This window comes from Nitrosospira sp. Nsp2, assembly GCF_003050965.1.
Taxonomy (GTDB): Bacteria; Pseudomonadota; Gammaproteobacteria; order Burkholderiales; family Nitrosomonadaceae; genus Nitrosospira.
In genome coordinates this window covers 96,908-123,477 of record NZ_QAOU01000007.1, presented here as the reverse complement: position 1 = coordinate 123,477, position 26,570 = coordinate 96,908, and the positions used below count along the sequence as shown (strand labels likewise).

General features: G+C 51.8%; 21 protein-coding genes, 1 tRNA gene and 2 pseudogenes. 17 read left to right on the top strand and 7 right to left on the bottom strand.

Going from position 1 to position 26,570, the window contains the following annotated elements:
• The first annotated feature begins 348 nt into the window (after window positions 1-348).
• Both C8R31_RS13820 and C8R31_RS16105 read left to right on the top strand, forming a co-directional pair.
• A complete protein-coding gene (locus C8R31_RS13820; protein WP_107694656.1) occupies window positions 349-1,533 on the top strand; it encodes a site-specific integrase in 1,185 nt (394 codons plus the stop codon).
• Between the two features lie 228 nt (window positions 1,534-1,761).
• The gene (locus C8R31_RS16105) at window positions 1,762-1,929 is read left to right on the top strand and encodes a hypothetical protein (RefSeq protein ID WP_181320622.1); all 168 of its coding nucleotides are present in this window, start codon (window positions 1,762-1,764) and stop codon (window positions 1,927-1,929) included.
• Here C8R31_RS16105 and C8R31_RS13815 read toward each other — a convergent pair whose 3' ends face one another.
• The 3 genes from C8R31_RS13815 to C8R31_RS13805 are packed head-to-tail and all read right to left on the bottom strand — an operon-like array spanning window position 1,930 to window position 7,756.
• Complete coding sequence (locus C8R31_RS13815) at window positions 1,930-3,411, bottom strand: class I SAM-dependent DNA methyltransferase (RefSeq protein ID WP_107694655.1); 1,482 nt, start codon at window positions 3,409-3,411, stop codon at window positions 1,930-1,932.
• Window positions 3,408-4,976, bottom strand: a complete 1,569-nt coding sequence (locus C8R31_RS13810) for a restriction endonuclease subunit S (RefSeq protein WP_107694654.1) — start codon at window positions 4,974-4,976, stop codon at window positions 3,408-3,410. Before C8R31_RS13810 ends, C8R31_RS13815 begins: the two co-directional genes overlap by 4 nt.
• The gene (locus C8R31_RS13805; RefSeq protein WP_107694653.1) at window positions 4,973-7,756 is read right to left on the bottom strand and encodes a type I restriction-modification enzyme R subunit C-terminal domain-containing protein; all 2,784 of its coding nucleotides are present in this window, start codon (window positions 7,754-7,756) and stop codon (window positions 4,973-4,975) included. Before C8R31_RS13805 ends, C8R31_RS13810 begins: the two co-directional genes overlap by 4 nt.
• Before the next feature lie 667 nt (window positions 7,757-8,423).
• On the opposite strand from C8R31_RS13805, the gene C8R31_RS13800 reads away from it, so the two are divergent.
• Complete coding sequence (locus C8R31_RS13800; RefSeq protein WP_107694652.1) at window positions 8,424-8,663, top strand: helix-turn-helix domain-containing protein; 240 nt, start codon at window positions 8,424-8,426, stop codon at window positions 8,661-8,663.
• Complete coding sequence (locus C8R31_RS13795; protein ID WP_107694651.1) at window positions 8,653-10,305, top strand: phage/plasmid primase, P4 family; 1,653 nt, start codon at window positions 8,653-8,655, stop codon at window positions 10,303-10,305. The genes C8R31_RS13800 and C8R31_RS13795 overlap by 11 nt, the downstream gene beginning before the upstream one ends.
• Window positions 10,306-10,427: 122 nt before the next feature.
• Here the strand turns inward: C8R31_RS13795 and C8R31_RS13790 are convergent.
• Window positions 10,428-10,629: pseudogene (locus tag C8R31_RS13790) on the bottom strand (IS21 family transposase); the annotation flags it as partial.
• Window positions 10,630-10,814: 185 nt separating this feature from the next.
• Window positions 10,815-12,110, bottom strand: coding sequence for an AAA family ATPase (locus C8R31_RS13785; RefSeq protein ID WP_146164604.1), 1,296 nt, complete (start codon window positions 12,108-12,110; stop codon window positions 10,815-10,817).
• An 854-nt stretch (window positions 12,111-12,964) separates the two neighbouring features.
• On the opposite strand from C8R31_RS13785, the pseudogene C8R31_RS13780 reads away from it, so the two are divergent.
• Window positions 12,965-13,300, top strand: a pseudogene (locus C8R31_RS13780) (transposase); the annotation flags it as partial.
• 351 nt (window positions 13,301-13,651) lie between these two features.
• Here C8R31_RS13780 and C8R31_RS13775 read toward each other — a convergent pair.
• Together C8R31_RS13775 and C8R31_RS13770 are read right to left on the bottom strand one after the other, a co-directional pair.
• Window positions 13,652-15,406, bottom strand: coding sequence for an AAA family ATPase (locus C8R31_RS13775; protein ID WP_107694649.1), 1,755 nt, complete (start codon window positions 15,404-15,406; stop codon window positions 13,652-13,654).
• Window positions 15,407-16,218: 812 nt separating this feature from the next.
• Window positions 16,219-16,294 (bottom strand) — tRNA-Thr (locus tag C8R31_RS13770).
• 285 nt (window positions 16,295-16,579) lie between these two features.
• Between C8R31_RS13770 and aroQ the strand changes: the two genes are divergently transcribed.
• The 12 genes from aroQ to C8R31_RS13710 all read left to right on the top strand — a co-directional run bounded on the left by aroQ (window position 16,580) and on the right by C8R31_RS13710 (window position 26,503).
• Window positions 16,580-17,059, top strand: a complete 480-nt coding sequence (gene aroQ / locus C8R31_RS13765; RefSeq protein ID WP_107694648.1) for a type II 3-dehydroquinate dehydratase — start codon at window positions 16,580-16,582, stop codon at window positions 17,057-17,059.
• Window positions 17,060-17,216: 157 nt separating this feature from the next.
• On the top strand, window positions 17,217-17,672 hold the full coding sequence (gene accB / locus C8R31_RS13760; RefSeq protein ID WP_107694647.1) for an acetyl-CoA carboxylase biotin carboxyl carrier protein: 456 nt from the start codon (window positions 17,217-17,219) through the stop codon (window positions 17,670-17,672).
• A 32-nt stretch (window positions 17,673-17,704) separates the two neighbouring features.
• Complete coding sequence (gene accC, locus C8R31_RS13755; RefSeq protein ID WP_107694646.1) at window positions 17,705-19,060, top strand: acetyl-CoA carboxylase biotin carboxylase subunit; 1,356 nt, start codon at window positions 17,705-17,707, stop codon at window positions 19,058-19,060.
• 385 nt (window positions 19,061-19,445) lie between these two features.
• Window positions 19,446-20,360 (top strand): 50S ribosomal protein L11 methyltransferase, encoded by a 915-nt coding sequence (gene prmA, locus C8R31_RS13750; protein WP_107694645.1) that lies wholly within the window; start codon window positions 19,446-19,448, stop codon window positions 20,358-20,360.
• Between the two features lie 27 nt (window positions 20,361-20,387).
• Window positions 20,388-21,482 (top strand): DUF3426 domain-containing protein, encoded by a 1,095-nt coding sequence (locus C8R31_RS13745; RefSeq protein WP_107694644.1) that lies wholly within the window; start codon window positions 20,388-20,390, stop codon window positions 21,480-21,482.
• A gap of 152 nt (window positions 21,483-21,634) precedes the next feature.
• Window positions 21,635-22,447, top strand: a complete 813-nt coding sequence (locus C8R31_RS13740) for an ABC transporter ATP-binding protein (RefSeq protein WP_107694643.1) — start codon at window positions 21,635-21,637, stop codon at window positions 22,445-22,447.
• Window positions 22,440-23,237 carry a lipid asymmetry maintenance ABC transporter permease subunit MlaE gene (gene mlaE / locus C8R31_RS13735; protein WP_107694642.1) on the top strand — a complete coding sequence of 266 codons (798 nt, stop codon included), beginning with the start codon at window positions 22,440-22,442 and terminating at the stop codon, window positions 23,235-23,237. The genes C8R31_RS13740 and mlaE overlap by 8 nt, the downstream gene beginning before the upstream one ends.
• Window positions 23,237-23,722 carry an outer membrane lipid asymmetry maintenance protein MlaD gene (mlaD, locus tag C8R31_RS13730; RefSeq protein ID WP_107694641.1) on the top strand — a complete coding sequence of 162 codons (486 nt, stop codon included), beginning with the start codon at window positions 23,237-23,239 and terminating at the stop codon, window positions 23,720-23,722. The genes mlaE and mlaD overlap by 1 nt, the downstream gene beginning before the upstream one ends.
• A 61-nt stretch (window positions 23,723-23,783) precedes the next feature.
• Window positions 23,784-24,425, top strand: coding sequence for a phospholipid-binding protein MlaC (locus C8R31_RS13725; RefSeq protein WP_107694640.1), 642 nt, complete (start codon window positions 23,784-23,786; stop codon window positions 24,423-24,425).
• 1 nt (window position 24,426) lies between these two features.
• On the top strand, window positions 24,427-24,720 hold the full coding sequence (locus C8R31_RS13720; protein ID WP_107694639.1) for a lipid asymmetry maintenance protein MlaB: 294 nt from the start codon (window positions 24,427-24,429) through the stop codon (window positions 24,718-24,720).
• Window positions 24,721-24,824: 104 nt separating this feature from the next.
• Window positions 24,825-25,751: an ABC transporter ATP-binding protein gene (locus tag C8R31_RS13715; protein ID WP_107694638.1), complete on the top strand. Its 927-nt coding sequence runs from the start codon at window positions 24,825-24,827 to the stop codon at window positions 25,749-25,751.
• The gene (locus C8R31_RS13710; RefSeq protein ID WP_107694637.1) at window positions 25,748-26,503 is read left to right on the top strand and encodes an ABC transporter permease; all 756 of its coding nucleotides are present in this window, start codon (window positions 25,748-25,750) and stop codon (window positions 26,501-26,503) included. The genes C8R31_RS13715 and C8R31_RS13710 overlap by 4 nt, the downstream gene beginning before the upstream one ends.
• The last annotated feature ends 67 nt before the right edge of the window (window positions 26,504-26,570 follow it).

Genomic DNA, 26,570 nt, shown 5'->3' with positions numbered 1-26,570 from the left:
AGAGTAGGTTCAGCACGGCCTGGAGTAGGTTCAGCGCGGTCTGCAACAAGAACTCGATCCCTTGAAGTTGGCAGTCCTGCCAAACCTATTTCCGCTACCTAGGAGCGCAGAGGGACCGCTGGTCAGGGTACCTGGGAATCAAAGGATTGGATCTGGTGCTGTTGAGAGGAGTCGAACCTCCGACCTACTGATTACGAATCCGACGGTTCACGTACAGTTACGGGTTAACGAAGTTTAATAAGCGTTGATATAGCAACATATTACGCCTATAGTGACGTTAACGGAATAACCTCGATTTAGCTGCGAATTACCCCCTAGAGTTACCCCAACGTTACCCTAAGAATAATCATGGCAAACAAGATCAATTTCACCAAGGCTGCAATCGCCGATCTGACCTTACCCGAACACGGCAAACGGGCCGACTATCAAGATACCAAAACTACGGGCTTACAACTTCGGGTTACTTCTAACGGGACAAGAACGTTTTCTGTTCTACGTCGTATTCACGGCACCCTCGAACGCATCACGATAGGGCGTTATCCTGACCTGACAGTTGAGCAAGCAAGGCGTAAGGCTACTCAAATAAACTCTGACATTGCCCATGACCTGAATCCCGGTGAAGTGAAGAGAGGGCGAAAGGCTGAGTTAACCTTTTCTGCCCTGTTCGCTGATTATCTTGACCGTCACTCCAAACTCAATAAAAGAACTTGGGCTGAGGATGAGTCAAAGTTCAAGACCTATCTTGAGAAGCCGTTAGGCAACAAAAAGCTCTCCGCTATTAATAGGGCTGATATTGCGGCAATTCATAGCAGTATCACCAAATCAGGTCATGGGATAACTGCTAATCGGGTGAAAGCTCTAGTATCAAGCATATTTGGATGGTCAATAGCTGCTGGGCTATGGCACACCAATCCTGCAACGGGAATTAAGCTCAACAAGGAAAATTCACGCGACCGGTTCATACAAGGCGATGAGTTGCCGAGGTTCTTCCAGGCATTGGCAGATGAGCAAAACGACACGATGCGTGATTACTTCTTATTGTCCCTGTTGACTGGCGCTAGACGTTCGAACGTACTGGCAATGCAATGGGCTGATGTGAACTTTGAAAGGGCTGAGTGGCGCATCAGGGAGACCAAGAACGGCACACCGCAGACAGTAACGTTATCACCTGAAGCGATGGAAGTATTACGCGCAAGGAAGCCCTTAGAAGGTGCAAGATATGTATTTCCCGGTATCGGTAAGGCTGGGCATCTGGCAGAGCCTAAAAAGGGCTGGGAGCGCATCTTGAAACGTGCTGGTATTTCTGACCTACGTATCCATGATTTACGGCGCACTTTGGGAAGCTGGCAAGCGAAAACAGGCGCATCAATGGCGATTATTGGAAAGAGCCTTAACCACAAGAACCAGAATACCACGGCTATTTATGCACGGCTTGATCTTGATCCGGTAAGGGATAGCGTGAACACCGCGACAAGTGCAATGATGGCGGCGGCTGGATTGAAGAACCGAGCTAATGTGACGAAGCTTGATTGAAAGAAATCAACGATTGATGGACCTTCCGTAAACAGATAGCTGTCATTCCTCCTAAGTTTTCGAGATTATGCCGAGGCCGTATCACCTGCCTAAGTGAGCCGTAACAGCTATGATATGGACGCACGCGCCTTACAATAAATGGTAATCCGGGCGAAAACACGTTCAATTCGGTTGAATTCTGCCGGGGCGCCGAGTGCGAAAAGCGGTTGCTCGCAATCTATATAGCTAATGTCATCTTCTCGGCCGGAAGGCACGGTGGCGCTTCCGGCCGAGTCGCTCGGCAATGCCTCGATGTCGGACGAAGGTCAGGAAGGTCGACGTTCCGTCCGCTTCACTATCCAGCAAAAAACCGTTCTTGCCTATGGCAGTCGGCATCCACAAAGCAATGTTGATTAGTTATTTGGCAAGTGCGGCAGCAACCGCTCGGAAGCTATCCAATCCTGCCTCGATATTGTCGATAATCTCGCCAACCAGCTCATCGGGCTCGGGCAGGTTATCCAGATCAACGAGGCTCTTGTCCTTAAGCCAGAAAATATCAAGGCTGGTTTTGTCGCGAGCGATGATCTGCTCGTAAGTGAATTTACGCCAGCGGCCCTCTGGGTTGGTCTGCTCGTTCCATGTTTCCTTGCGCTCGAAGCGGTTGCCCGCGTTGTAGCAGGCGATGAGATCCTTCAAGTCCTCGAAGCGGAGCGGCTTCTTTTTGAGCGTATGGTGAATGTCGGTGCGGTAATCGTAGAACCAGACTTCCTTGGTCCAGGGGTCTTTGCTGGCGGCGTGGTTGTCGAAGAACAGCACATTCGCCTTGACGCCGTTGGCGTAGAAGATGCCGGTTGGCAGGCGCAGGATGGTGTGCAGGTCGGTGTTCTCCATCAACTTCTTGCGCACCGTTTCCCCGGCGCCGCCTTCAAACAACACATTGTCAGGTACGACCACGGCGGCGCGTCCATTTGTTTTGAGCATGGTGCGGATGTGCTGGACGAAGTTGAGCTGCTTATTTGAGGTGGTGGCCCAGAAATCCTGGCGGTTGTAGGTTAGGTCGTCCTTTTCCTGTTCGCCTTCTTCGTTGGTAAAGCTCATAGCGCTCTTCTTGCCGAAGGGCGGATTGGCGAGAACGTAGTCATAGGTTTTCGGCGAGCTGGCGACCAGAGCATCATTAGGAGAAATCATGCTGTCACCGTCGATCTCGCCAATGTTGTGCAGGAACATGTTCATTAAGGCAAGGCGGCGAGTGCTGGCGACGATTTCGTTGCCGTGGAAGGTGTCGTGCTTGAGGAAGGCCTTCTGCGCCTTATTCATCTGGTGCGTCCCCACCAGAAAGTCATAGGCGGCGAGGAAGAAGCCGCCGGTGCCGCAGGCAGGGTCGGCAATCGTCCTGTTGGGCTCGGGGCGCACACACTCAACCATGGCGCGAATGAGGGCGCGAGGGGTGAAGTATTGGCCGGCGCCGGATTTGGTATCTTCGGCGTTGCGTTCGAGCAGGCCTTCGTAGATGTCGCCTTTGACATCGGCGCCCATGGTGACCCACTCGGTTTCATTCACCATGTCGATCAGGCGATACAGTTTAGCCGGGTCTTGAATCTTGTTCTGCGCCTTGGTAAAGATCGTGCCGAGCATGCCGGGCCTATTGCCTAACTCGCGTAACAGCGTTACGTAATGGACTTCCAGCTCAGCGCCGCGCTTGGCCTTGAGGCTTTGCCAGTTGTATTCGGCGGGGATGCCCACCTGGCGGCTATGAGGCGGCTGGCTGTACTCGTCCGCCATCTTTAGGAAGATCAGGTAGGTGAGCTGCTCCAGATAATCGGCATAGCCCACGCCGTCGTCGCGCAGGGTGGTGCAGAAACTCCAGACTTTGGAAACGATGGATGCGGTTGCGTTCATTTGCGGGCTTTCTTGCCTTGGGGTTGGGCGGACTTTTCTGCCTTGATGCGCGCCAGCAGCGCCGACGCGGGTTCATCGTGCGGGTCGTGCGGCACCAGCCGGCCGGAGAAGGCTTTCTTTAGAATGGACTTTCGCAGGGCTTCGGCTTGTTGCAATGAGGTAATGATGGTCTGTTCGAGTTGATCGACCAGTGAAAGTTTGACTGACAGTTCGTTCAATAGGACGTCTTGTTCTGCTCTTGCGCAAAGTGGAGCGAATAGGCTTTCAACTTTTGAGATACTCAAAGTATGCAAACCAGATGTTGAACTCGCCGCACGGACAATAAATTTTCGCCCTAACTCTGACATCAAGAAATGCAGGATGAATTCTGAGCAAACAAAATTCAGTGGTCGCGCTTTAATGAGATGGTTTTGATGTACACATTCATCAATTGCCCCATTCCAAATAGCAACTCTGCCAATTTGATCGACGCTACCATTTCCTTCCACAACGAGAATGTCTCCCTTAACTAAAATGACTCTTTCAATTTCTGTCTCAGAAACGCCGGAGACGTGCATATCGTCCAGTTCAAGTCTATTGGCATAAACGTTCGCGACCCGGAGAAACGGACGTTTTATCGGAAAAATATTTCTTTTCGGATTTTTCGTTAAGCCACCTGAAACATTTGCTAGGTCAGCCACCTTAAACCACCCCCATCCCTTCGGCAGTTCGGGCAATTCGGCCAGGTCTTCGGCGGTCTTCGGCGGCAGGGTTTTTGGGGCTTTGGGTTTGGTGCCTCGTTTGCCAGCGGCTTCCCAATCGGCGAGTTGCTGCTGGTAGCGTTGCGCGCGCTCCAGTTGGATGCGCTTCAGCAACGCTGCGGCGGTTCCCAGTTTGTCCTTATTTTCTTCGCGCCATTTCTCGGTGAGCTTGCCCTCGAAAGCGTACTTCAACAGGGCTTGGCGATATACCTTGAGCTGTGCGCGGGCTGTCTTCAGGTTTTCGATTCCCTTGTCCAATTCGGAAAACAATTCCTCAATTTTTGCGACAATGCGGTGTTGTTCTCGAAATGGGGGGAGAGGTATTTGAAGGCCAAGATAATCGTTGAACTTGAGATTCCTAAGATTGTTGCTCCCAGCTTGATAAGCTGAGATTTCCCCGCTCTTGTAGAAATACTGGAGATAGTGATTCAGGAAGCTTGAATCGATTTCTTCACAGGTTCGAAGTAGACGTAGGAAATTTGTGGATATTTTAGGGGTGTTCGGTGCGTACGCAAAAACGCTTTTATCAATCAGAACAGTACGACCAACAGGTTGATCAGGCCCGCCACCAGATATCTCAACTAGGATGTCACCACCCTTGAGCAGTCGGCTTGCCAAGCTTGATTTCTTAACTTTGCGCAAAGAGGCTGTTGAGCCTTTGTTCTCGCTCCAGTGACGAATCTCTGCTCCTCTGATGCTAAGCACTAGTGCGTAGTCTTCTGATTCAAACTCGGCTTCTTTGCCCCAGTCACCTCCCAATGTCAGGGTGGCAAGAGTTTCTAGTGCCACAGACTCCCATGACTTAGGTTTATGCAGTTTGGTCACGCCACCAGTCCCTCATTCAAATCATCCAACACTGTGTCCATCTTCGCGCCGAACAGTTGATACATTTTTCCTAATCCACCTTGCCCATCAAATGGTGACAGTTCAAGATCAGCCCGCTCGATGTGGAATGAGTTAGCAATGTGATCCCGGATCATACGCAGCCACTTCATTTGTTCCCCGTTAAATTTCTCGCTGCCGCCGGAGTGGTGCTTCATCACCCAGTTCTGGAAGTTACGGCGGACGGTATCGTCAAAGGTCGATAGCTTTTCATCCATGCCGCAGACCCGGCGGATGAGCGCCACCAACGCGGTGAGTTCGCTGATCGGGTGCTCGCCTTTATAGGCGTCCAGCTGGCTGTAGGCCTGCCACACGCGCAGGGGTGCGAGCTTGGGCTTGTCGGTCCTGAGCTTATCGAGCAACTGCCGGATGAGGTCGAAGCTGAGTTCGCGCCTTCTGTACGGCTGACTGAAGAAGATGGTAAGGGCGGTGATGTTGTCCCGGTTGGACTTCAGGTAGTCGGCAAACTCGTCGGTCAGGGCCTGTGCATTGTTTGCGGCATCCTTGTCCCATTCGGCACGCAGCAGGGTGTCGATATTGTCGTGGTCGATGGTCTGCTCTTTGTCGCGGCGGATGGCGTCGATGAGCTCGACCAGCTCGCCGTTGAGGACACTGGAGACGGCATTGACCAGCTGTTCTTGGGCTTGCTGGCGCTGGGTGTCGCCGGGGTCGCAACCTATTGGAAGGCCAGCGAGCTCCAGGGCTCTGGCTTCGATGTTGTCGGCGTCGATGGCGCTGAATAGCCTGCCGACGATCTGGCTGAGCTCGACGCCGCCGGCGGCGTCGCGAATTTGCCGTTGCTCATCGCTATCAAGTTGCTTGTTGAGGCGGGCCAGGCGGCCGGCGAGAGATGAAACGGTGTCTTCGTCGGTGGCGCCCATCATGACGGCCATGGCCAAATCCTTGAGCGGTACCGTGGGCTTGGTGATGAGGGGCTGGCTAGCCGTCTTGAGCGATTTGGTTACGCCGATGGCGTCGACAATGACGTAGTGGGTCTTGGCACTCTTGGCGGATGGCGTGACTTTCCTCAGATCGTCCATGTCCAGCGTGCGGGTGCCGCGCCCCTTCATTTGCTCGAAGTAGTTGCGGCTCTTGACGTCGCGCATGAAGAGCAGACATTCGAGCGGTTTGACGTCGGTGCCGGTGGCGATCATATCGACGGTGACCGCGATGCGCGGGTAGTAATCGTTACGGAACTGGGCCAGGACGGACTTAGGGTCTTCTTCGATCTTGTAGGTGAGTTTCTTGCAGAAGGCATTCCCCTCGCCGAACTCTTCGCGCATGGTTTGGATGATGTCGTCGGCGTGGCTGTCGGTCTTGGCGAAGATAAGGGTCTTCGGCACTTCTGTGCGGCCGGGGAATATCTCGGGCAGCTTGTTGCGGAAAGTGCGTATGACCGTGCGTATCTGGTCCGGGTTGACGATGTTTCTATCGAGCTGGGCGGCAGAGTAAGTCTCGTCTTCGTCCTGCTGCTCCCAGCGCTTCTTGCGGGTGAGCTTTTCGCGGCGCTCGACCTGCTGCTGCGCCTTGATTTCGCCGCCGGCTTTAGTGACCTGCGTTTCGATGACGTAGATTTCATTGCCGACGTTAACGCCATCGGCCACGGCTTTTTCGTGGCTGTAGTCGCTGACAACGTTTTTCTTGAAGAAGCCGTAGGTGCGGTTATCCGGCGTGGCAGTAAGACCGATCAGGCTGGCGTCGAAGTAGTCGATGACCTGTTGCCAGAGGTTGTAGATGGAGCGGTGGCATTCGTCGATGTAGATGAAGTCGAAGAACTCCGGCGGAATCTTGTCATTATAGACGACCGGCAGCGGCGCCTTAGGTTGAGCAAGCTCGGCCGGGTTGATTTCTTCCGCGGCTTCGTCGAGCTCGGTGCCCTTGAGGATGGAGTACAGGCGCTGAATGGTGCTGATGCAGACCTGGCTATCCTTGGCGATGTACGAAGACTTGAGCCGCTGAACGTTGTAGAGCTCGGTGAACTTGCGGTTATCGTCGAGAGGGACGTAGGACATCATTTCCTGCTCGGCCTGCTCGCCAAGGTTCTTGGTGTCGACGAGGAATAGGATGCGTTTCCCTTCTGCGTACCTAAGCAGCCGATAGATGGAGGTGATGGCGGTGTAGGTCTTGCCGGCCCCAGTGGCCATCTGGATTAGGGCGCGTGGCCGGTCCGCCTTGAACGATTTCTCCAGATTGGTGATGGCAATTTCCTGACAGTCGCGCAGGTGCAGTGTCTGGGCGGGCAAGTGGCTCGGGTTCAGATCGGGGATGGTTTGCAAGCGCTGGCGCAGGCTGACGCCTTGGGATAACCATCCCTTGATGGTTTCTGGGCGGGGGAAGTTGAACACTTCTCGGGAACGGGGCTTGGGGTCACGGCCATCGGTGAAGCGGGTGATGATGCCTGTGCTTTCGTAGAGGAAGGGCAAGGGTTCCTTGTTGTTCACCCACTTTAACTTGGCAGCGGCGTAACCTTCAGTCTGCTGTTCGACTTCGATGAGTTTGTGGCCAAGGTCTTCCTTCTTTGCCTCGATGACGCCCACTGCCTTTTTGTCAACAAATAAGACATAGTCCGCCGGACCGACATCGGTTTGGTATTCCCTGACCGCGATGCCGAGCCCCACGCCGAAGTCAATTTTCTTCGCTGATCGAACGACCCAGCCTGCTTGCTTGAGCAGTGCGTCAATATTGTCTCGGGCTTTTTGTTCTGGGTTCTGGTTCTCGGTCATTCGCGAGATTGCTCTTGGCTCTAGTTGGCGTTATGCGAATGATATAAGAAGTGGCCTGTGTAAGCGAATTCGTAACAGTAACATAGTGGCTATGCCTTTCCGTGCGCCGGCGTCAGCTGGTACGACCGTACCTTTTAGCTAAACTCGCCTTCTGGTATGTTCGAAATTTTGTATTTTCCGGATGTGCGGTTCGCACGGAAGCCGTCTGATTCGCTGCTGTACTTAAACGGGTGCGTTGGGGGTCGATAACGGTAACTCGAATCTGGCATTGTTTGGCAGATGAAACGCGACTTACAATTAATTGAATTCAACTAGCCCATGGCAGAATAAGAAAAATCCCTTGTTTCAGTCCCATACGGCTGCCACTGGAAACGTTTCCACGACAGAATGTCACACTCCTTAGGATTTTTGAATTAAACGACAGGAACTTAAGTTAATTGCGTGAGATTGAAATTTCAAATGAATAATGATAGTATACTTAAGAATACTGATATGTAGTGCGGGTACAATTCCTCCAGAACGTGGAGGAGACGTTAGTCCGGTTACCTGGCGAAATATCTGAGTCTCCAAAATGATGGGGAAGTGTCGAGCCGACGGCTTGCGCTTCCCTTTTGTATTTGGGTGGGCCAATCCGTCAAGAAATCCACTTTCTTGATTGGAGAGCAACATGCAACATACATCCGCAACATCCCCAGTTCCTAGCCCTCGTCCCACCTTCCAGCTAAGCTCGACCGACGCAGCCGCGTATCTTGGCATTACCGCTGGTACTCTTAACGTTTGGCGCTGTACGAAAAGATACCTTATCCCATACATCAAGGTTGGCCGTCTCGTGAAATATCGCGTAGCCGATCTGGATAGCTGGCTCGCTTCCCGCACTATCACGGCAGGGGGCCTAAATGAAGACTGAGAAGAGTGCATTGCCGAAAGATGGCGAAGTACCAGAGTTGGTAAATGGGGAAGTGTCTCGTGGCGCTAATGTGCCCTCTCTGTTCCCCGTTAATTCCCGCTCCAAAGGAGAAGGAATTATCAATTGTTTCCCCAGTGCGCCTCAAGACGCGCCAGCGTTAAAACGACAACAAAGACTCACAGATATAGGGAACGCAGAGCGGCTAGTGGTTAAACATGGGGTAAACATCCGCTGGGTCGCAGAGTTTAAGCGGTGGATTGTCTGGGACGGCCTTCGATGGACCCCCGACGTCGACGGGGCAATCATGCGCTTTGCCAAAAAAACAGCAGAACAAATCTATCGTGAAGCAGCAAAGGCACAGGATAGGGAGCAAGCAAGAACCGTAGCCGCCCACGCTGATAAATCCCAGAATCTACCAAGCCTCCATGCAATGATAGAGCTTGCCAAGTCAGAGCCGGGGATTACGATCAGTCAGAAAGAGTTAGATCAGGACGACTGGTTACTTGGGGTTAACAATGGAGTTATAGACCTTAGAACCGGCCGGCTGAGAAAATCCCGTCGAGAAGAATATGTTACCAAGCATGCGCATGTTGATTACGAGGATGATTCGCACTGCCCAACCTGGATTTCATTTCTGGATAAGATTACAGGCGGCAACGTTCACCTTGTGGAATTCCTTCAGCGAGCCATCGGTTACAGCTTAACCGGAAACGTTTCCGAGCAATGCCTTTTCTTCCTCCACGGAATGGGCGCAAATGGCAAGAGTACGTTCCTGAACGTGATCAGGGAGATGTTGGGAGGCTATGCTACCCAGTGTGCGGCAGAAACTCTGATGGTGAAACGCGAAGGCAGTGCTACCAACGACATCGCTCGATTGCGTGGAATGCGTTTTGTGGCTACTTCCGAAACAGACGAAGGCCGCCGGTTTGGGGAGGCCACGGTTAAGCAACTTACCGGCGGCGACGATATTGCAGCCCGATTCCTTTATGGCGAACACTTTGTGTTCAAACCGACTAGCAAGATTTGGCTCGCCGCCAACCACAAGCCAGTTATTCGCGGTGATGATTACGCCATATGGCGGCGTATTCACCTAGTGCCTTTCAGTGTCACCTTTTCGCTAGATGAAATGGATCGCAAACTCGGAGATAAGCTGCGCTTGGAATATTCAGGCATTCTTGCATGGGCGGTCAACGGATGTCTGGACTGGCAGCGGCAGGGGTTAAACCCTCCCCGTGAAGTTACGGGCGCTACCGATCTATACAGGAAAGAAATGGACTTGGTCGGGGACTGGCTGGAAAGCTGCTGTATACAATTGGCTAGTGCTACTAGCGCAGCGAAATCGCTCTATAGCAGTTTTAAGCGACATACGGAAAATAGTGGGCGGGATATCATGAACTCCTGCCAGTTCGGAAGAAAGTTGACAGAGCGCGGTTTCACGAAAGATAAACGGGGGACGGTCTTTTATCACGGTATCGGTTTATTGGACGGTTCGGATAGTTCGGAGGGTTTTGGGAGAATTTCACCTAGTAACACTTATATGGGAATACTTCCTGAAAAACTATCCGAGCCTTCCAAACTGTCCAACAGCTGCGTACCTGGTTCAGGTGGTGTCGATTCGCTGGAAGGAGGGCAAAAGTCATGACAGTATTAAGGAATGTCGGGCATGAGAAACTCGCTAGCGATCTGGGAGATGGGCTCTCACACGAGAAGGCCTACGTTGCGGGCTGCGTCCTGGCTGGGTGCTCCGAAACTCCTTTAGCTACGTAACACGCCAGGATAGCCACGCTCTTTTATCTCTCGAAGCAACACTACGGCCGGAATCCAGTGCGGCCCTGCGGCATGGACACGTTCCAGCAAATAATCCTTGTACGGATCAAGCTTGATTGGACGCGCCATCTCCCGAATTCGAGTACCGGGCCGCATCAATACCTTGATTGATTTTTACTGCTTCCTCCTGAGTCAACATAATCGGCAGCCAAAAAGTCCCTATATTCACCCAAGCGAGTCAGTTTTACTCCGGTTCAATGGGTCAGTATTACAGCGGCACTAACACGTAGGATTCGTAGCGAATTGGGATCAATCGACTGAGTCTAATTAGATCATGGCGACTCGCTTTTTATGCGCCGCCACCAGTTAAATTTTTTCCTAGAATTATGTTATGGCCCTCAGTTTTACATAAAGTCGAAAAACAGGATTAATAAATTCATATATCCCTTGTCCTTCCGGAATTCTCCTTAATACTGGGCCATAGTTTTTATCGATTAAACGCGGAAGGTTTTGATCGAGATTATCGACATCAAAATCTGGTGCGTCCCTCCTAACGTTTTTAAGAAAAATCCGTCCAACGTCCTCGTGAAACAATGTCTCTTCCTCTGGGTGGTCAGCGAGAAGGTGTAATAGCATTTGTCTGCTTTCAGAATTACCAATGGCTTTTTTATAGGAACTCTCAAGATTGGGGAAAGCGATACCGTTCTTTATGTCGTTCATTACCTTGCCGTAAACAGTTTCATTGACGCAAGTAGCTCCCAGTTGAGATGCTTTATTGGCACAAGATTTTCCTATCATCTGTATAAAGTACGGGTAGCCTTGGGATACAGACACTATTGCGTCTTTTACATCGCGATCAATAGTAAGCTCTCCCTGAAATAATTCTTCCGCCTTATCCAAAACAGCACAGGCTTCGTCATGGGGCATTGGTTTAACATGGATAGCGCCTTGTTCCAAAAGACGCTCTACCGATGCGTGATCATCAATAAGATTTGTCAAATCTTGACCGATGCCACAAACACCAAACTTTACATCTTTGGAGCTTAGCGATTTAATTAGTGAACCCAACCCTGTTTTGTTCGGTAAAACATCAAACTCATCTAGGAGGATGAGTAAACCATCCCGTTTCATCATTTTCTTAACTTGGTGCTGAACGATAGATGAAACAAAATTCCTAAAAGTTTGAACCGTATTGCCGTCTACAACCTTGGCGTATTTTGATGTTTCAATTCCTTTAATACCCCAATTAACAACCTTCAAATCAGCGCCGCCGCCGACTTCTTTGGTCCTAGTAAACTCTACCAATTCCTTACCGTCACTAGGCACAAGCCGCAACAATCCATCTTCATCATTTTGGTCATTACATAATCGGTGGAGGAGTTCCTCACCGGAATTTATGATTGAGTCACAGGAATAAAAAACGGTTAAAAACGTTCTAGGCGATTGGGGTATTTCATGATCTAAACCGGCCCTAGTTGCTAAACTGTAATCTCCTAGAGCCATTTGTTGCACTTGTCTTAGTAACGATGATTTTCCAACCCCCCGTTTGCCATATATTGCGATTAAGCTAGTGGGGGAGTTCAGTGCTTGCATGCAGGATCTGATGAGTTCCGTACGTCCAACAAATCGTTCCGGATCTGTTATAACGTCGGATGTGAATCCTTTTTCTGGATCAATCAAGTAAGACCTCTTTGATAGTGATAGCTTGGATAAATACTAAGGTTGAAAAAAATGAAGAGAGAAAGTAGGAGTTTTTAACAGTCGGGAAGACGCATATCCAGGATATTCCATGTCCGGTATTGCCGGGAGGGTCGGACAGTCCCTGTGGCAATGTGACTTTGACTATCAAAAAAAATAGACACAAAGTATTAGAGTATTAGCAGAAATGGTCCAGGGCTGGAAATGGCAAAGGTTGAGTAAATTGCTGAGCAATGTAAATCTTGCCAATAACGCATACGCCCAAATCGGTCGAGATACTCCTATCCTTTTCACCCACGTCAGTATTGAACCTGAACCCCTGGCGCCCTGTCACGTGTTCATTATTGGAGCTTCGTTACAATATTGGGTATCAAGTGAGGGGGACATTAACAATAGCTTAACGAACGGCAGATGATAAATTAAAGTTTTCCAAACCGAATCTTGTCAAATATGCCGTTTAAACAATCTAATTGGTGTGCGAATTGGAAAATCGGGCAGCCAAGGTAAGACGCTAGTGGAAACTGGAAACGTTTCCAGTGTGGCGAGTTAAGTCATTGAGAATTAAGGATGTTTATTTTGGATTTTTGCCCTGACCCCCTGAGCTTATGACGCCGGAGGAAAGTCAGGAGCTACTGTGTAGTATAAGCAATAGCGAGCCGTGTTTATACGCTACTGTGAGGTTTACATGTTAATAAGCACGGTCTCCCATTGTTAACTTTGTTCATAGTAATGATGAGCCTCTTGAAAGCGAAAAACTATTGACAAGGGGTGACGTGCTCCCCATAAACAGTGCATTTAGAATCTAGGAAAGTTCGTTTTTCGAGAGGAGAACGAATGTGAAGAAACGGTTTACGGATGAGCAAATTATTGGGTTTCCGAAACAGGCCGATGGAGGGGTTCCGGTCCGGGAATTATGCCGCCAGTATGACTTTAGCGATGGCTCGTTCTACACTTGGCGTGCGAAGTTTGGCGGGATGACCGTGCCGGACGCGAAACGGCTGCGGGACCTTGAAGCTGAGAATAACCAACTCAAAAAGCTATTAGCAGAGTCATTTCGGGATGCTGAAGCCCTGAAGGTAGCCTTGGGCCGAAAGCCTTAACTCCACAAGCAAGGCGTGAGGCAGTAAACGGCGATGTGGGAGCAAACGGGGATCTCGGAGCGTCATGCCTGCCTGTGGAATTATCGCGCACCGTATTGCACTACGATACATCTTTAGGCAAATTTTCTAGATGGGTTATTATCGTTGGCGCATGCGATAACAGTGTAAAGAATCCGGCTCCAATAGCAGAAACGACAGCCGAATTTGTTTTCCGCTGCATGTTAAGTATCTGCTCCTCTTGCGTAATGGATCTAATGTGCGGTCATCGCTGGAACGTTCTTTGGACGAAAAGATGGAGTGGATCATGCTCGTAACACGCCTCCTTCGCATGTTCATGACTGCCAACTAAAGCTACCTCAAGCATTTCCGCCCTTCTCTTGGAATTGCTCCATTCTGTAGCCAGCTTTGCCCTTGGTTAGGAAATTACCCGTGCACGCCTACGTTAGATTCATCGATAAAATCTACTAATTTCTTAATCTGCTTCTTCAAATCTAATCTCGACAGATCGGGCTGGCAGTTTTCACTTATATGTTTCGCAACTTTCACTTTCGAAGCTGTGCCGGTTTTACCCTTGCTATCTAGCACAGATAAGTAATTCTCATACACCGTGAAGCTTGAAATGCAAGTTAAAGAGGGCTGTGCTGTTCTTATAGCCTCTTCTATATGTGTCGAATCTAAGTAATTTTCGATCTCTCTGCCTTCAGTTATCCAGGCAAATCCGGGGCCTTTGTCGAATTCTTCGCGCAGTCGCATCTTCGTCGAATTGATAGGAGACCTTTTCTTCTCCCTGTCACTATCGATTAAAACAACTCCTCGTCGGTTAAGGCGTCGTAATGATATGAAATCGTCCAGAAACCCGTTTATGTCTTTTACATCTTCTCCCGAAAGGTGAGAAGCTAGCCTACCTCCATAAAACATGATCGAATAATGAATCCCTTCAATCAATCGCTTCGTAATTGAGCTGATCCACCAGTTCAGGTAAATACGATCCGATGGCCCCTCCACCCATATCACGCAGTTCGACTGAAGCAAATCCGAGGGGTGATACCCTAGATCTTCGCAAATGGCGGACCTTGTTTTATCCGTTGTCGCACGTTCTACCATAGACTTTCCACCTAAAAGCTGAATGTGGTAGATCTCGGCTTGTGGTGTGTCCATAAAGGACGCAGAGTGAGTTGAGATAAAGTATTGATTATTAGTAGAATTCAAGAGATGCCTAATTAGTTTCTTTTGAAGAACCGGATTCAAGTGAAGTTCCGGCTCTTCCATGCAAACGACTGTGTTCTCCAAGATAGTCGCAGCAGCTGCCAGTATTATGACCTCATGAATTCCCGTACCCAGGGACTCTAATGGGAGCGCCTTTCCGTCCATGATAACGAGAATGGTATCTTTTTCGTGAGGGATCTCTATTAAAGCAGTTTCGTTATCCGTAACGGTCTGTAGAAACCTAACGATTTTTTGAAACTTCTCGTTATCTGTTCGATTATGGACGCCGGGATTCTGCAGCTTTACCAAGCGTTCGATAATTCCATCGCCGCTGAACTCCTCGGACAGGCTACCTTTGGTTCCCACGCGCCTAATCGCAGGGACCATCGCGACGCTGAAAGCTTTGAATTTTGGTGTAAGTGACCTCAAGCAGTCAGGATACCAATCTCTTTGGCGCATCCCGCCAGATTTAGCCGTCAATGAAGACCACAGCATTTCCATCTCGCTGTCTGAAAGGACTCGAAACGCTTCTTCCCAGTTCTGCTGAATTAAGCTGCGATCGGGATTGAAATCGAACCACACCTTTTTCGTATCATCTAGCTTGGCTTTTTCGCGGAAGACTCGTAATACGAACTCTTGCAATTTCGGCTGAGGTTTTCTGATTATGGGAAGGATCTCTTTATCGAAGTCACTCCAGTGGCTTCCCGAGTCGTCTGGAAAGGAAACAGCTGTTCCTGTTCGAAAGGCTGCGTGAGATGGAACGTGAAGGTCTAGCTTATCAAGACCTATGGAACCCTGCGCGAGCTTGGGATAAATATCGTAAAGGAAACGTAGGACGTTAGATTTTCCACAGTTGTTCTGTCCCACAAAGAGATTGATCTTCGAAAAGTCCTCAAATCGTTGGATGTTGTCCCCAAAGCTTCGGTAGCCTCCTAGGGCGAACCCTTTTATTAAAACATTCTTATTGTTCATCTTGAGTTCAGATTAATGAAAACATCCGACTTAAAAGCGCTCTTATTTTTCGTTGCGTGATGCAGTAGCAGCCAGCAACAAGAGCTAAGGCCGCCGAATAGTAGGGCGGGAATGACGCAGACGCGCCACGAAACATCTGCCCCTACGTTGGTGGTGACCTTACCCACCGGTCAGCGGGAGGCATTATATTCTAGAGCTTCTTTTTCAGCTGGCTATTGGACTTAGGTACGCCAAACACACCTATGCGTTGGAACAAAAGCCGCAATAGGCACATTGCAACCGGAAACGTTTCCACCTCGGATGAGCAACTGCCAAAGCAATCCGCACGGGGACATGTTGAATAATTATTCGGGTCAGTGCATCTGATTCCCTTTTTGCCATCGAAATTGTTAAAGGAATCGATCGATTGAACTTGCAGCCGTGACCCTTTCGAGGATCGACGGTAACGCTTTCCTGGCTCCTATAAACCGTGTAAAGGTTGTTATGCTGAAGGGTCCCTTTGGGAACGATTGACCTACCATAAGTAAGAGAAGTTTTTCTAGAAGATTTAAGTCTTCCCTAATCTACTTGGGGCGAAGCCGCTGACGTTCCCTAATGCTTTCTTCGTTGCGAAAGATTCGGGATATTAGTGACTATTCAACTGGAAAGCGACTGGGTGTTGGAAGTGAGCAATACGACGCAAGCGGGGGGAAAAGCACGAAAGGCTTAACATCTTAAGCCCTTCCTTATCGCAACAATTCGAATGAAGTTACCCCGGCGTTACCCGGCCGGTACCCCGCTGCTGACAGGTTTATGTAAGCCATTGGTGGAGATGGTGCTGTTGAGAGGAGTCGAACCTCCGACCTACTGATTACGAATCAGTTGCTCTACCAACTGAGCTACAACAGCCTTGAAAAGCGAAATGCGATTATAGAGGTTTGAACAACTACGGGCAAACGCGAGTTGTTTCCAGCAATCCGACTCGTCCATGTGGAAGATAAGCGAGCCAATTTTTTTGCCTGCCAAGTTTATTGCAATCTGTGCTGAGACAAACCGGGGGCCAACGACCGCTTTACGCAACCAAAAGCCGTGGCTCGTAGTAAGTCTAGGCAAAATCCCGGTATATTCGGCTATTTTCGCCGATCAATCAACCGATGCTAGACATTTTCGCAAGTTTACGTCAAACTTGCCGCCATGAAAAAGGGCCTAACTCGAGCACGAAGTATTTTGGTCTTGCATGGCCCCAATCTGAATTTATTGGGAAACCGAGAGCCGGGCATCTATGGAACGGTTACACTCGACGAAATTAACAGCAATTTGGCGAACATAGCAGCAGAAGCAGGTGCCCGATTAGCGCACTTTCAAAGTAATGCCGAAGCGGAGCTGATCAATCGTATTCAGAGCGCGCGCCAGGAACAAATCGACTTTATTATCATTAACCCCGCCGCTTATACGCATACCAGCATCGCGCTTAGGGACGCGCTGGCCGCGACCGGGATTCCTTTTATTGAGGTTCATCTTTCCAACATCTTCTCGCGTGAACCATTCCGCGCAAAATCCTATTTCTCCGATTTGGCCCGTGGCGTGATCACCGGCCTCGGACCGAAGGGTTATGAGCTCGCCCTGGGTTATGTACTGTCCCGAGATGCCCTCGAAGGGGGTGGCTTGGAATGATCGGTCAAAACGAGATTTTTACAACCACGGCCTATAACGCTTAGTGCTAACAGCAGATACTTGCGTTCATCGATGTTTCGACCAAACTGCAGTTAAAAATAAGCGTTATTGATTAGGCAAGATTACGAAAAATCTGGGGTGCTCCCCGGGAGGCTATATGGATCTTAGAAAGCTCAAAAAATTAATTGACCTGGTCGAGGAATCCGGTATCGCCGAACTGGAGATTACTGAAGGGGAAGAGAAAGTTCGTATCAGTAAATCGTCAAGTTCGGCGCAAGGCGCTGTCACCCAAAGGGTAACCACAGCTCCGCAGCAAGCTCCCCTTTTGTCTCCCCCCGCCGGTTCCCCGGAGCCGCAGGCTGCAGAGACAATTCCCGAGGGTCACATCGTAAAATCCCCGATGGTGGGAACGTTTTACCGCAGCTCTGCTCCCGGGGCCCCCGCGTTCGTTGAGGTGGGGCAAACGGTGAAAGAAGGCGATACGCTTTGTATCGTTGAGGCGATGAAGCTGCTGAATGAAATCGAGTCTGACAAAAGCGGAGTGATAAGGGCGGTCCTGGTGGAAAACGGGCAGCCGGTAGAGTATGGCGAACCACTATTTGTTATCGATTGATCTGGTCCCGCCTGAGTAATTAACGGTAAAACATGTTCGGAAAAATTCTAATTGCCAATCGTGGCGAAATCGCACTGCGGATACAGCGTGCGTGCCGCGAGATGGGTATCAAGACGGTAGCGGTACATTCGGAGGCGGATGCGGAAGCGAAATATGTCAAACTCGCCGATGAATCGGTCTGTATCGGACCAGCGCCTTCAGCCCAGAGTTATCTCAATATCCCGGCTATTATCAGTGCCGCGGAGGTAACGGACTCCGAGGCGATTCATCCGGGCTATGGGTTCCTGTCGGAAAACGCCGACTTCGCTGAGCGCGTGGAGCGGAGCGGTTTTGTGTTTATCGGGCCGCGGCCCGACACAATTCGGCTGATGGGCGATAAGGTCAGCGCCAAGTTGGCAATGAAAAAGGCGGGCGTGCCCTGCGTTCCCGGGTCGAATGGCGCGTTGCCCGATGCTCCGGAAGAAATCAAGGCGATTATGCGCGCTATTGGCTACCCCGTGATCATCAAGGCTGCCGCGGGCGGGGGCGGCCGGGGCATGCGGGTGGTACATACCGAAGCCGCATTGTCCAACGCGGTTATCATTACCCGGAACGAAGCCCAGGCGGCGTTCGGCAATCCGACGCTTTACGCAGAAAAATACCTTGAAAACCCTCGGCATATCGAGTTTCAAGTGCTGGCTGACGAACACCGCAATGCGATTCACCTCGGAGAACGGGAATGCTCGATGCAGCGGCGTCACCAGAAAATACTCGAGGAATCGCCCGCGGTCGGCATTCCTACGCGCTTGCGGGACAGGATCGGCACCCGTTGCGCGGACGCTTGCCGCCGTTTTGGTTATCGTGGCGTAGGCACGTTCGAGTTTCTTTTCGAACGAAACGAGTTTTATTTCATCGAAATGAACACACGCCTGCAAGTCGAACATCCCGTGACCGAAGCGGTAACCGGAATTGATCTGGTCCAGGCGCAGATTCGAGTGGCGGCTGGGGAAAAATTGAATATTCGCCAGCGGGACGTGACATGGAAGGGTCATGCTATCGAGTGCCGCATTAATGCCGAAGATCCTTATAAGCTTACGCCGTCCGCCGGCCGCATCACGCAATATCACGCGCCGGGCGGGCCGGGAATCCGTGTCGACTCCCATGTCTACCATAACTACTTCGTGCCCCCCAATTATGATTCAATGATCGGCAAAGTGATCGCGTATGGAGATGATCGCGATCAGGCGATCGCGCGGATGCGCATTGCCCTATCTGAAATGGTGGTGGGGGGAATTAAGACCAACATCCCCTTGCATCTTGACCTGCTATCCGATGCAGCATTCCTGAACGGTGGCACGAGCATTCATTACCTGGAGCAAAAGCTCGCCAACTACAACAAACCGGAATAAGACGGCCTTGCGGCGCTCGTTCACCCAGGAGCGGCTATCGATAGCATGTCAGGCCGGCCGCCAAAGGCATTAAGTTATTATTTATAAGGCTGCCGTAGCAGAGAATGTCCGGTAGCCGAAGCCTTGGTGGACACATTGCGCTGAGGCGGCGCGAATTTCCGGGAGGACAGACCTCGTCCCTCCAACAGTGAGGGATCCTGCAAGACAGGATACTCAGTCACATTCCCCTTGTGGCTGTGGAAACGGATATTCCGATAACAAGTCATCGTATCGCTGTTCGCGATATAAAATAAAGTAAAAGCGGGGGCTCCTGGACCGGGCGCAACCCTTGTGCTCGTCCGCGGCTCCTCAAACGCGCGTCGAAGACTTTTCTAGGTTATTGCGTATGCCATGGATTTTGCTCGCTATCGAAACTGATGACACTCATGCACAGGTTTTGAGCGACGCATTGCTGGAACTGGGCGCCTTATCCACGGACCTGCATGACGCGGCCGTCGGCACCGAGCGTGAACAGCCCTTGTTCGATGAAGCCGGGGAGGCTTCGGGGCAGATTTGGGTTGCTGCGGAGGTTACCGCCCTATTTGATGAAGCGGTAGATATCCCGTCTATTGTGCACGCTGCGGCGGGTTTGGCCGGACTCCCCTTCTCGACCAGCTACCGTATCACGCGGGTGGAAGAGCAGGACTGGGTCCGGACTACTCAGGCACAGTTCAGTCCGATCCGGATATCTTCGCATTTATGGGTGGTTCCAAGCTGGCATCGCATCCCGGATCCCGGCGCAGTCAACCTGATACTTGATCCGGGACTGGCGTTTGGCACGGGCAGTCATCCCTCCACGCAACTTTGCCTAGCCTGGCTTGACGAAAACCTGCGAGGGGGCGAAGATGTTCTGGATTACGGCTGTGGTTCGGGCATACTCGCCATTGCCGCTGTAAAGCTCGGCGCACGTCATGTGGTTGGAGTGGATATCGATCCCCAGGCGATTGACGCGAGCCGCCAGAATGCAGTGCTCAATCAGTGCGGCGATGCGCAGCTGAAATTTTATGAGACCCGCGATGCCCGTACGGGCGACATAGACGGGATGAGTGCAGATATGATTGTCGCCAATATCCTGGCCGGACCGTTGGTCATGCTGGAACCCATACTGACGCGGGCTGCGCGCCCCGGAGGTCGCATCGCCCTCTCGGGCATACTCACGGAACAGGCCGACGAAGTCGCGCTAGCCTATCGGCAGGGGTTTGATATCCGAATCGCCCGAGAAAAGGATGGTTGGGTTTTGTTGACGGGAACGAGAACGTGACTTCATTTGCTCTAAAGCAGAACAGATATGGCCCTCATAACGCGGTGTCCTAGCTGTGCGGCTGCTTTCCGCGTAACGCCCCTGGATCTGCAGGCGCATGGCGGCGATGTGCGCTGCGGCCGCTGCGGGCAGATATTCAATGGTTATTCCATGCTCGCGACGGGGCGCGAGCCCGAAGCCGCGGAGCCGTCGCCTTCAGAGGCTGAGCAGCCGGCGCAAGGCGCCGCCAGCGGGGCCAGGATTGCGGGGCGAGATGATGGGTCCGAGCCCGCTTTATCAAAAGAAAGCTCGGTGCAAAGCGACGTTCCTTTGCGCCGACGCGATGAATCAATCCAGGAGGAAGTTACTGCAGAAGAGCCGCACGCGCAGGCAACAGCCTCCCCCCTGACGTCCGCCGAGCGCCTCGCGGCGGAGCAACCGGTCGCCGGGGAAGCCTTGGGAGAAGCACCCTGGGCCCGGGAACCGGTGATCAAAGACGAGGAAGCGGCGAACAGAGCCAGCGACAGCTCGATTGGCGAGACCGCTGGCAGGGAAGAGCCCGTCTGGCGGCCAGAGGAGGCCGACACACAGGCACAGGAAGACCTTTCGGACGAAGACTACTCGCCAAGACCCAATGCTTTTGAGAAAGCACAGCCGCGCCTGCACACCATTGTGTGGACCGTCGGGACCCTGTTTTTGCTTTTTGTCCTGGCAGCGCAGGCCACTTATTTTTATCGCGCCGAGTTGGCGTTTTCGGTGCCCGCCGCCAAGCCGTACCTTGAACGTTACTGCGAGCTGCTGGACTGCACGGTCCGGCTGCCTCAGCGAACAAAATCGCTGAATATTGAGTCCTCAGATATGCAGTCGGATACGCAGCGTCCCGGCGTGATTACGCTTAATGCCACGGTACGCAACCATGCTTCCTATCCTCAGGCATTTCCATTATTTCAGCTCACCTTAATTGACGCGAAAGACCGTCCGCTCGCTAGCCGCACCTTTTTGCCGGAAGCGTATCTCGGACACAAGGTGGGAGCGACCGATGCCATTGCCCCAAATGATGAAATCAACATAAGTCTTCACCTGGACAGTGGCAACCTGAACGCAGCCGGTTATCGCCTGTCGCTGCTTTATCCAGGCAGCTGATCGATCTTGGCAGGTAAAAGACGCAGACTGGGGCACAGCAATTTCTACCTCTTCAAAGGGATTAACGCCGTCTCCGCTCGCGATAGAATTATGTGCTGCATGCGCATTTAGATTAAAATCGACCTCCCCGAACGACGCATTCTCTTTCCAGAATGGCACCCGACGCTTTAATTGAAATCAGGGACGTGACCTTTTCCTACGGAGAGCGTCCGATTCTCAAGGGGATCGACATGGACATGCACCGCGGCCAGGTCATAGCCATCATGGGCGGCAGCGGCAGCGGCAAGACTACTTTGTTGCGCCTCATCGGCGGGGCGGTTCGGCCCTCTTCGGGATATGTCAAGTTCGCCGGTAAGGTCGTGCATGAGCAGACGCGGGACGAGCTTTTCCACATGCGCCGGAAAATGAGCATGCTGTTCCAGTTCGGCGCGTTATTTACCGATCTGTCCGTATTCGATAACGTCGCGTTTCAAATGCGGGAACATACTAATCTGCCGGAATCCATGATCCGCGACCTGGTCCTGATGAAACTGCAGGCTGTCGGCCTGCGCGGCGCGCACGACTTGATGCCCGCGCAACTTTCCGGAGGAATGGCGAGGCGGGTGGCGCTGGCGCGCTCCATTGCGCTCGATCCGGTCCTCATCATGTATGATGAGCCTTTCACCGGGCTGGACCCGATCTCGCTCACGGTCATCGGTAATTTGATCCGCCGCCTGACGGATGCATTGGGCATGACCTCGATCGTCGTCACGCACGATGTGCAGGAGTCCCTGAAAATCGTGGATTATGTGTATTTCATTTCCGATGGCGTGATTGCGGCACATGGCGCCCCGGCGGAAGTGCGCGAGTCAGTTGCGCCGTTCGTGCATCAGTTCGTGCATGGTGAAGAAGACGGACCCGTTACATTCCACTACCCGGCCCCGGCATATGCGAGTGATCTGAGACTGGAGAACGGTTTTGCCTAGACGCATTGTTGTCGGGATCCGCGGGGTCGGTCATCGCGTAATCGACAGTATTTGGCGACTGGGTTATGCCAGCCGCTTTTTCCTGCTGACACTGCTGAAATCCGGCACCAGCCTGCGGCGTTTCGGCCTGATCATCCGCGAGATATACTTCACGGGCGTACTGTCGTTAATCATTATTATCGTATCGGGGTTATTCGTTGGCATGGTCCTCGGCTTACAGGGCTACGAGACATTGCAGAGATATGGCGCCGAATCGGCCGTGGGCACAATGGTGGCATTGTCGCTATTACGCGAGCTGGGGCCGGTGGTGGCGGCGCTACTATTTGCCAGCCGCGCCGGATCAGCAATTACCGCGGAAATCGGCCTGATGAAAGCGACCGAGCAACTGGCGGCGATGGAGATGATGGCAGTCGATCCTATTGCGCGCGTAGTCGCTCCACGGTTCTGGGCTGGAGTGATCTCGATGCCGTTTCTGGCGGCATTGTTTTCCGCGATCGGCATATTCGGCGGTTATCTGGTAGCGGTAGTTCTTATTGGGGTGGACGACGGGTCTTTTTGGTCGCAAATGCAAAATGCAGTGGATTTCCATTATGACATCGTCAATGGCGTCATAAAGACCTGCGTTTTCGGCGTGGCGGTAACTGCAATAGCGGTATTTGAAGGCTATGATGCGTCACCCACGGCGGAGGGGGTATCGGGCGCTACCACGCGTACCGTCGTGACTTCCTCGCTGGCGATTCTCGGTCTCGATTTTGTTTTGACCTCATTCATGTTCAGGGGAATGAGCTGATGCAGCGAACAACAATGGATTTATGGGTGGGAATGTTTGTCATAGCCGGAATCGGCGCATTGCTGGTATTGGCTTTCAAGGTGGGAAATCTGGGAACTTACAGCGCGGATGACAGCTATACCGTGACGGGAAGTTTTGAAAATATCGGCGGCTTGAAAGTCAGGGCGCCGGTAAAAAGTGCAGGGGTAGTAGTTGGGCGCGTGACGGATATACAGTTCAGCACGCAAACTTTCGATGCCCAGGTGATCATGAACATCGATAGCCGTTACCAGTTTCCAAAGGACACTTTCGCGAGTATCCTGACGTCCGGCCTCATAGGCGAGCAATACATCGGGCTCGCAGCGGGGGGTGACGAGGCAGTGCTGAAGAGTGGTGACAAGATCATGAAAACCAATTCTGCGCTGGTTTTGGAAGAGATGATTGGACGATTCCTGTTCAACAAGGCGTCCGAGAGCGACGGGAAGGAAAAGGCCGAGGCAGACTGACGAGGGTTTTCAGCTGGGCAGATTCAATCTTTGGTCTAAGTAAATTTTAAGCGAGGAACTTATGAAAAAAAATCTTGGTATCCCTCTAATGCTTTCTGCATGGTTGCTGGCGGCCCCGGCGTGGGCGGTCGAAACCAGTCCGGATACACTGGTGGACAATACGGCCCAGGAGGTGCTTGCAATCGTGAGGCAGGATAAGGATATTCGCGGAGGCAATAAAGCGAAAATTCTTGATCTGGTGGAAGCGAAGATTTTGCCGCACTTCAACTTTAACCGTATGACCCGTCTGGCGATGGGCAAGAACTGGTCCAAGGCCGCGCCCGACCAGCAACAGGAGCTTGTGAAAGAGTTCAGAACGCTCCTCGTCCGCACATATTCCAACGCGCTTTCTTCCTATAGCGACGCCACTATCAAGGTTGAACCCCTGAAAAACAAGGGAGGGGAGACCGATACCACCGTAAAAACCAGGGTAATACAAGATCAGGGTCAGGAACCGGTTCCCATCGACTACAGCATGGAAAAAACCGGTGACGGGTGGAAGGTATACGATGTGACGGTTGCCGGAGTAAGTCTGGTGACAAATTACCGAAGCACCTTCAATAACCAGGTGCGTGAGGGGGGCGTGGAAAAGCTCCTCAAGACCTTGGCAGAAAAAAATCGCTCTCTAGTTGCATCCGATAAGAAGGCGGCACTAGCCCAATAACATGAGCGCTGACGTGGTTTTAGGCGAGGGCGGCGAGCTGAGTGTCGAGGGAGCGGCCACGATCGATACTATTGTCGGGATGGTTGCGCGGGGCGCCGCCCTATTTAACGGCGATAACCAAGTGGTTGACCTTGGGGGAGTAACCGAAGTGGACTCGTCGGCCGTCAGTATGTTATTGGAATGGCAGCGCGAGGCTAACCGCAGCGGACGCCGGATGTGTTTTACAAATATGCCGCCAAAACTGCAAAGCCTTGTTCGCCTGTACGGGGTTGCGGACCTGGTTCATTTGGCATAAACGCCCGCAAAAGCTCAAGCGCGTGCTCGCACGCGCGGTTCTCCCAGCTCGCGGGTGGTGGCAAGCACCTGACCCGCCGCATCTTCCATAATCCTGCGTCCTCAATGGCACTGGCAATCGAAGTCAAACAGCTGCACAAGCGCTTTGGCAATTTTCCTGCTTTGGGGGGTGTAGACCTCGAAATAGAAGCAGGCGAGTTTTTTGCCCTGCTCGGCCCCAACGGTGCCGGTAAAACCACGCTTATCAATATCATTGCCGGGTTGACCCTCGCGAGCAGCGGCAGCGTCAGCGTCATGGGACACGATGTTGTTATGCATTATCGTCAAGCTCGCCGCATGCTGGGCGTCGTACCCCAGGAGTTGGTGTACGATCCGTTCTTTACTGTCCGTGAAACACTCGCCATTCAATCCGGGTACTACGGCCTGAAAAATAATGGGAAGTGGATAGAGGAGATACTCCACCATCTCGATCTTGTCAGCAAGGCGGATGCCAACATGCGTGCACTGTCGGGCGGCATGAAACGACGTGTCCTGGTGGCTCAGTCGCTGGTTCATAAACCACCGGTAATCGTGCTTGACGAACCGACTGCGGGGGTAGACGTGGAACTGCGCCAGGGACTCTGGCGTTTTATCAGGCAATTGAACCGCGACGGTCACACGATAGTACTCACCACTCATTATCTAGATGAGGCTGAAGCACTGTGTAACCGGGTGGCGATGCTGAAGCAAGGGCGGGTCGTGGCTCTCGACAGTATCAGGAATCTCATCGCCAGCATCTCCGGGTGCTCCGTGCGTCTGCGGTTATCGCCGGACATATTGCCGCCTACGCTGCAGCCCCTGGCAAGTCAGCAGGATGATGGATTTCACATTCTGGCACTCAAGGGCTATTCGCAGATCGAAGACGTATTGGCCGCCTTGCGTCTGGCAAAAACGTGCATTCTGGAAATGGAGATTCTGCAACCTGATCTCGAAGAGGTATTCGTGAACATCACCGGCCCCGGCACCAAGCCCTCCGCAGCTTTGGCGCCATGACCGGGTTTCTTACTCTGCTGCATAAAGAGTTGCTGCGATTCTGGAAGGTTGGGTTTCAAACAGTATTTGCACCCATGGTGTCCACGCTGCTTTATCTCATGATTTTCTCGCACGTGCTTGAAGCGCACGTGGAGGCATTCCCCGGCGTAGCATATGCGGTCTTTCTGATTCCGGGACTGGTCATGATGGCGATATTGCAGAATGCCTTCGCCAACTCGTCATCCAGCCTCATCCAGTCGAAGATCACGGGTAACCTGGTTTTTGTTTTATTGTCGCCGCTTTCCTACCGGGAGATCTTTTTCGCCTATGTATTGGCTTCAGTTGCGCGCGGACTCGCGGTTGGGTTGGGGGTATATATCGTTACAACTGGGTTTTTTGATATCCCTATAGCCTCATTTCCATGGGTATTTCTATTCGCCCTGGTAGGAAGCGCGTTGCTGGGTGCAGTTGGGATTATCGCGGGCATCTGGGCGGACAAATTCGATCAGCTGGCGGCATTTCAAAACTTTGTCATCCTCCCGCTGACTTTTTTATCGGGCGTATTCTATTCCCTTCATTCACTACCGCCTTTCTGGCAGCAGTTGTCTCACTTGAATCCGTTTTTCTATATGATCGACGGTTTCCGCTATGGTTTTTTTAATGCCTCGGATATCTCGCCCTATATCAGCCTCGGAATTGTAGCGATGTGCTTTATAGCGGTATCATGGGTGACGTTGAAGATGCTGAAGAGCGGATACAAGATTCGCCATTAGAGGACCTCTGACCAAGGGTCCCTGAAGGATTTATTCAGAGGTTTCTTGGATGACTTAATTACAGGGC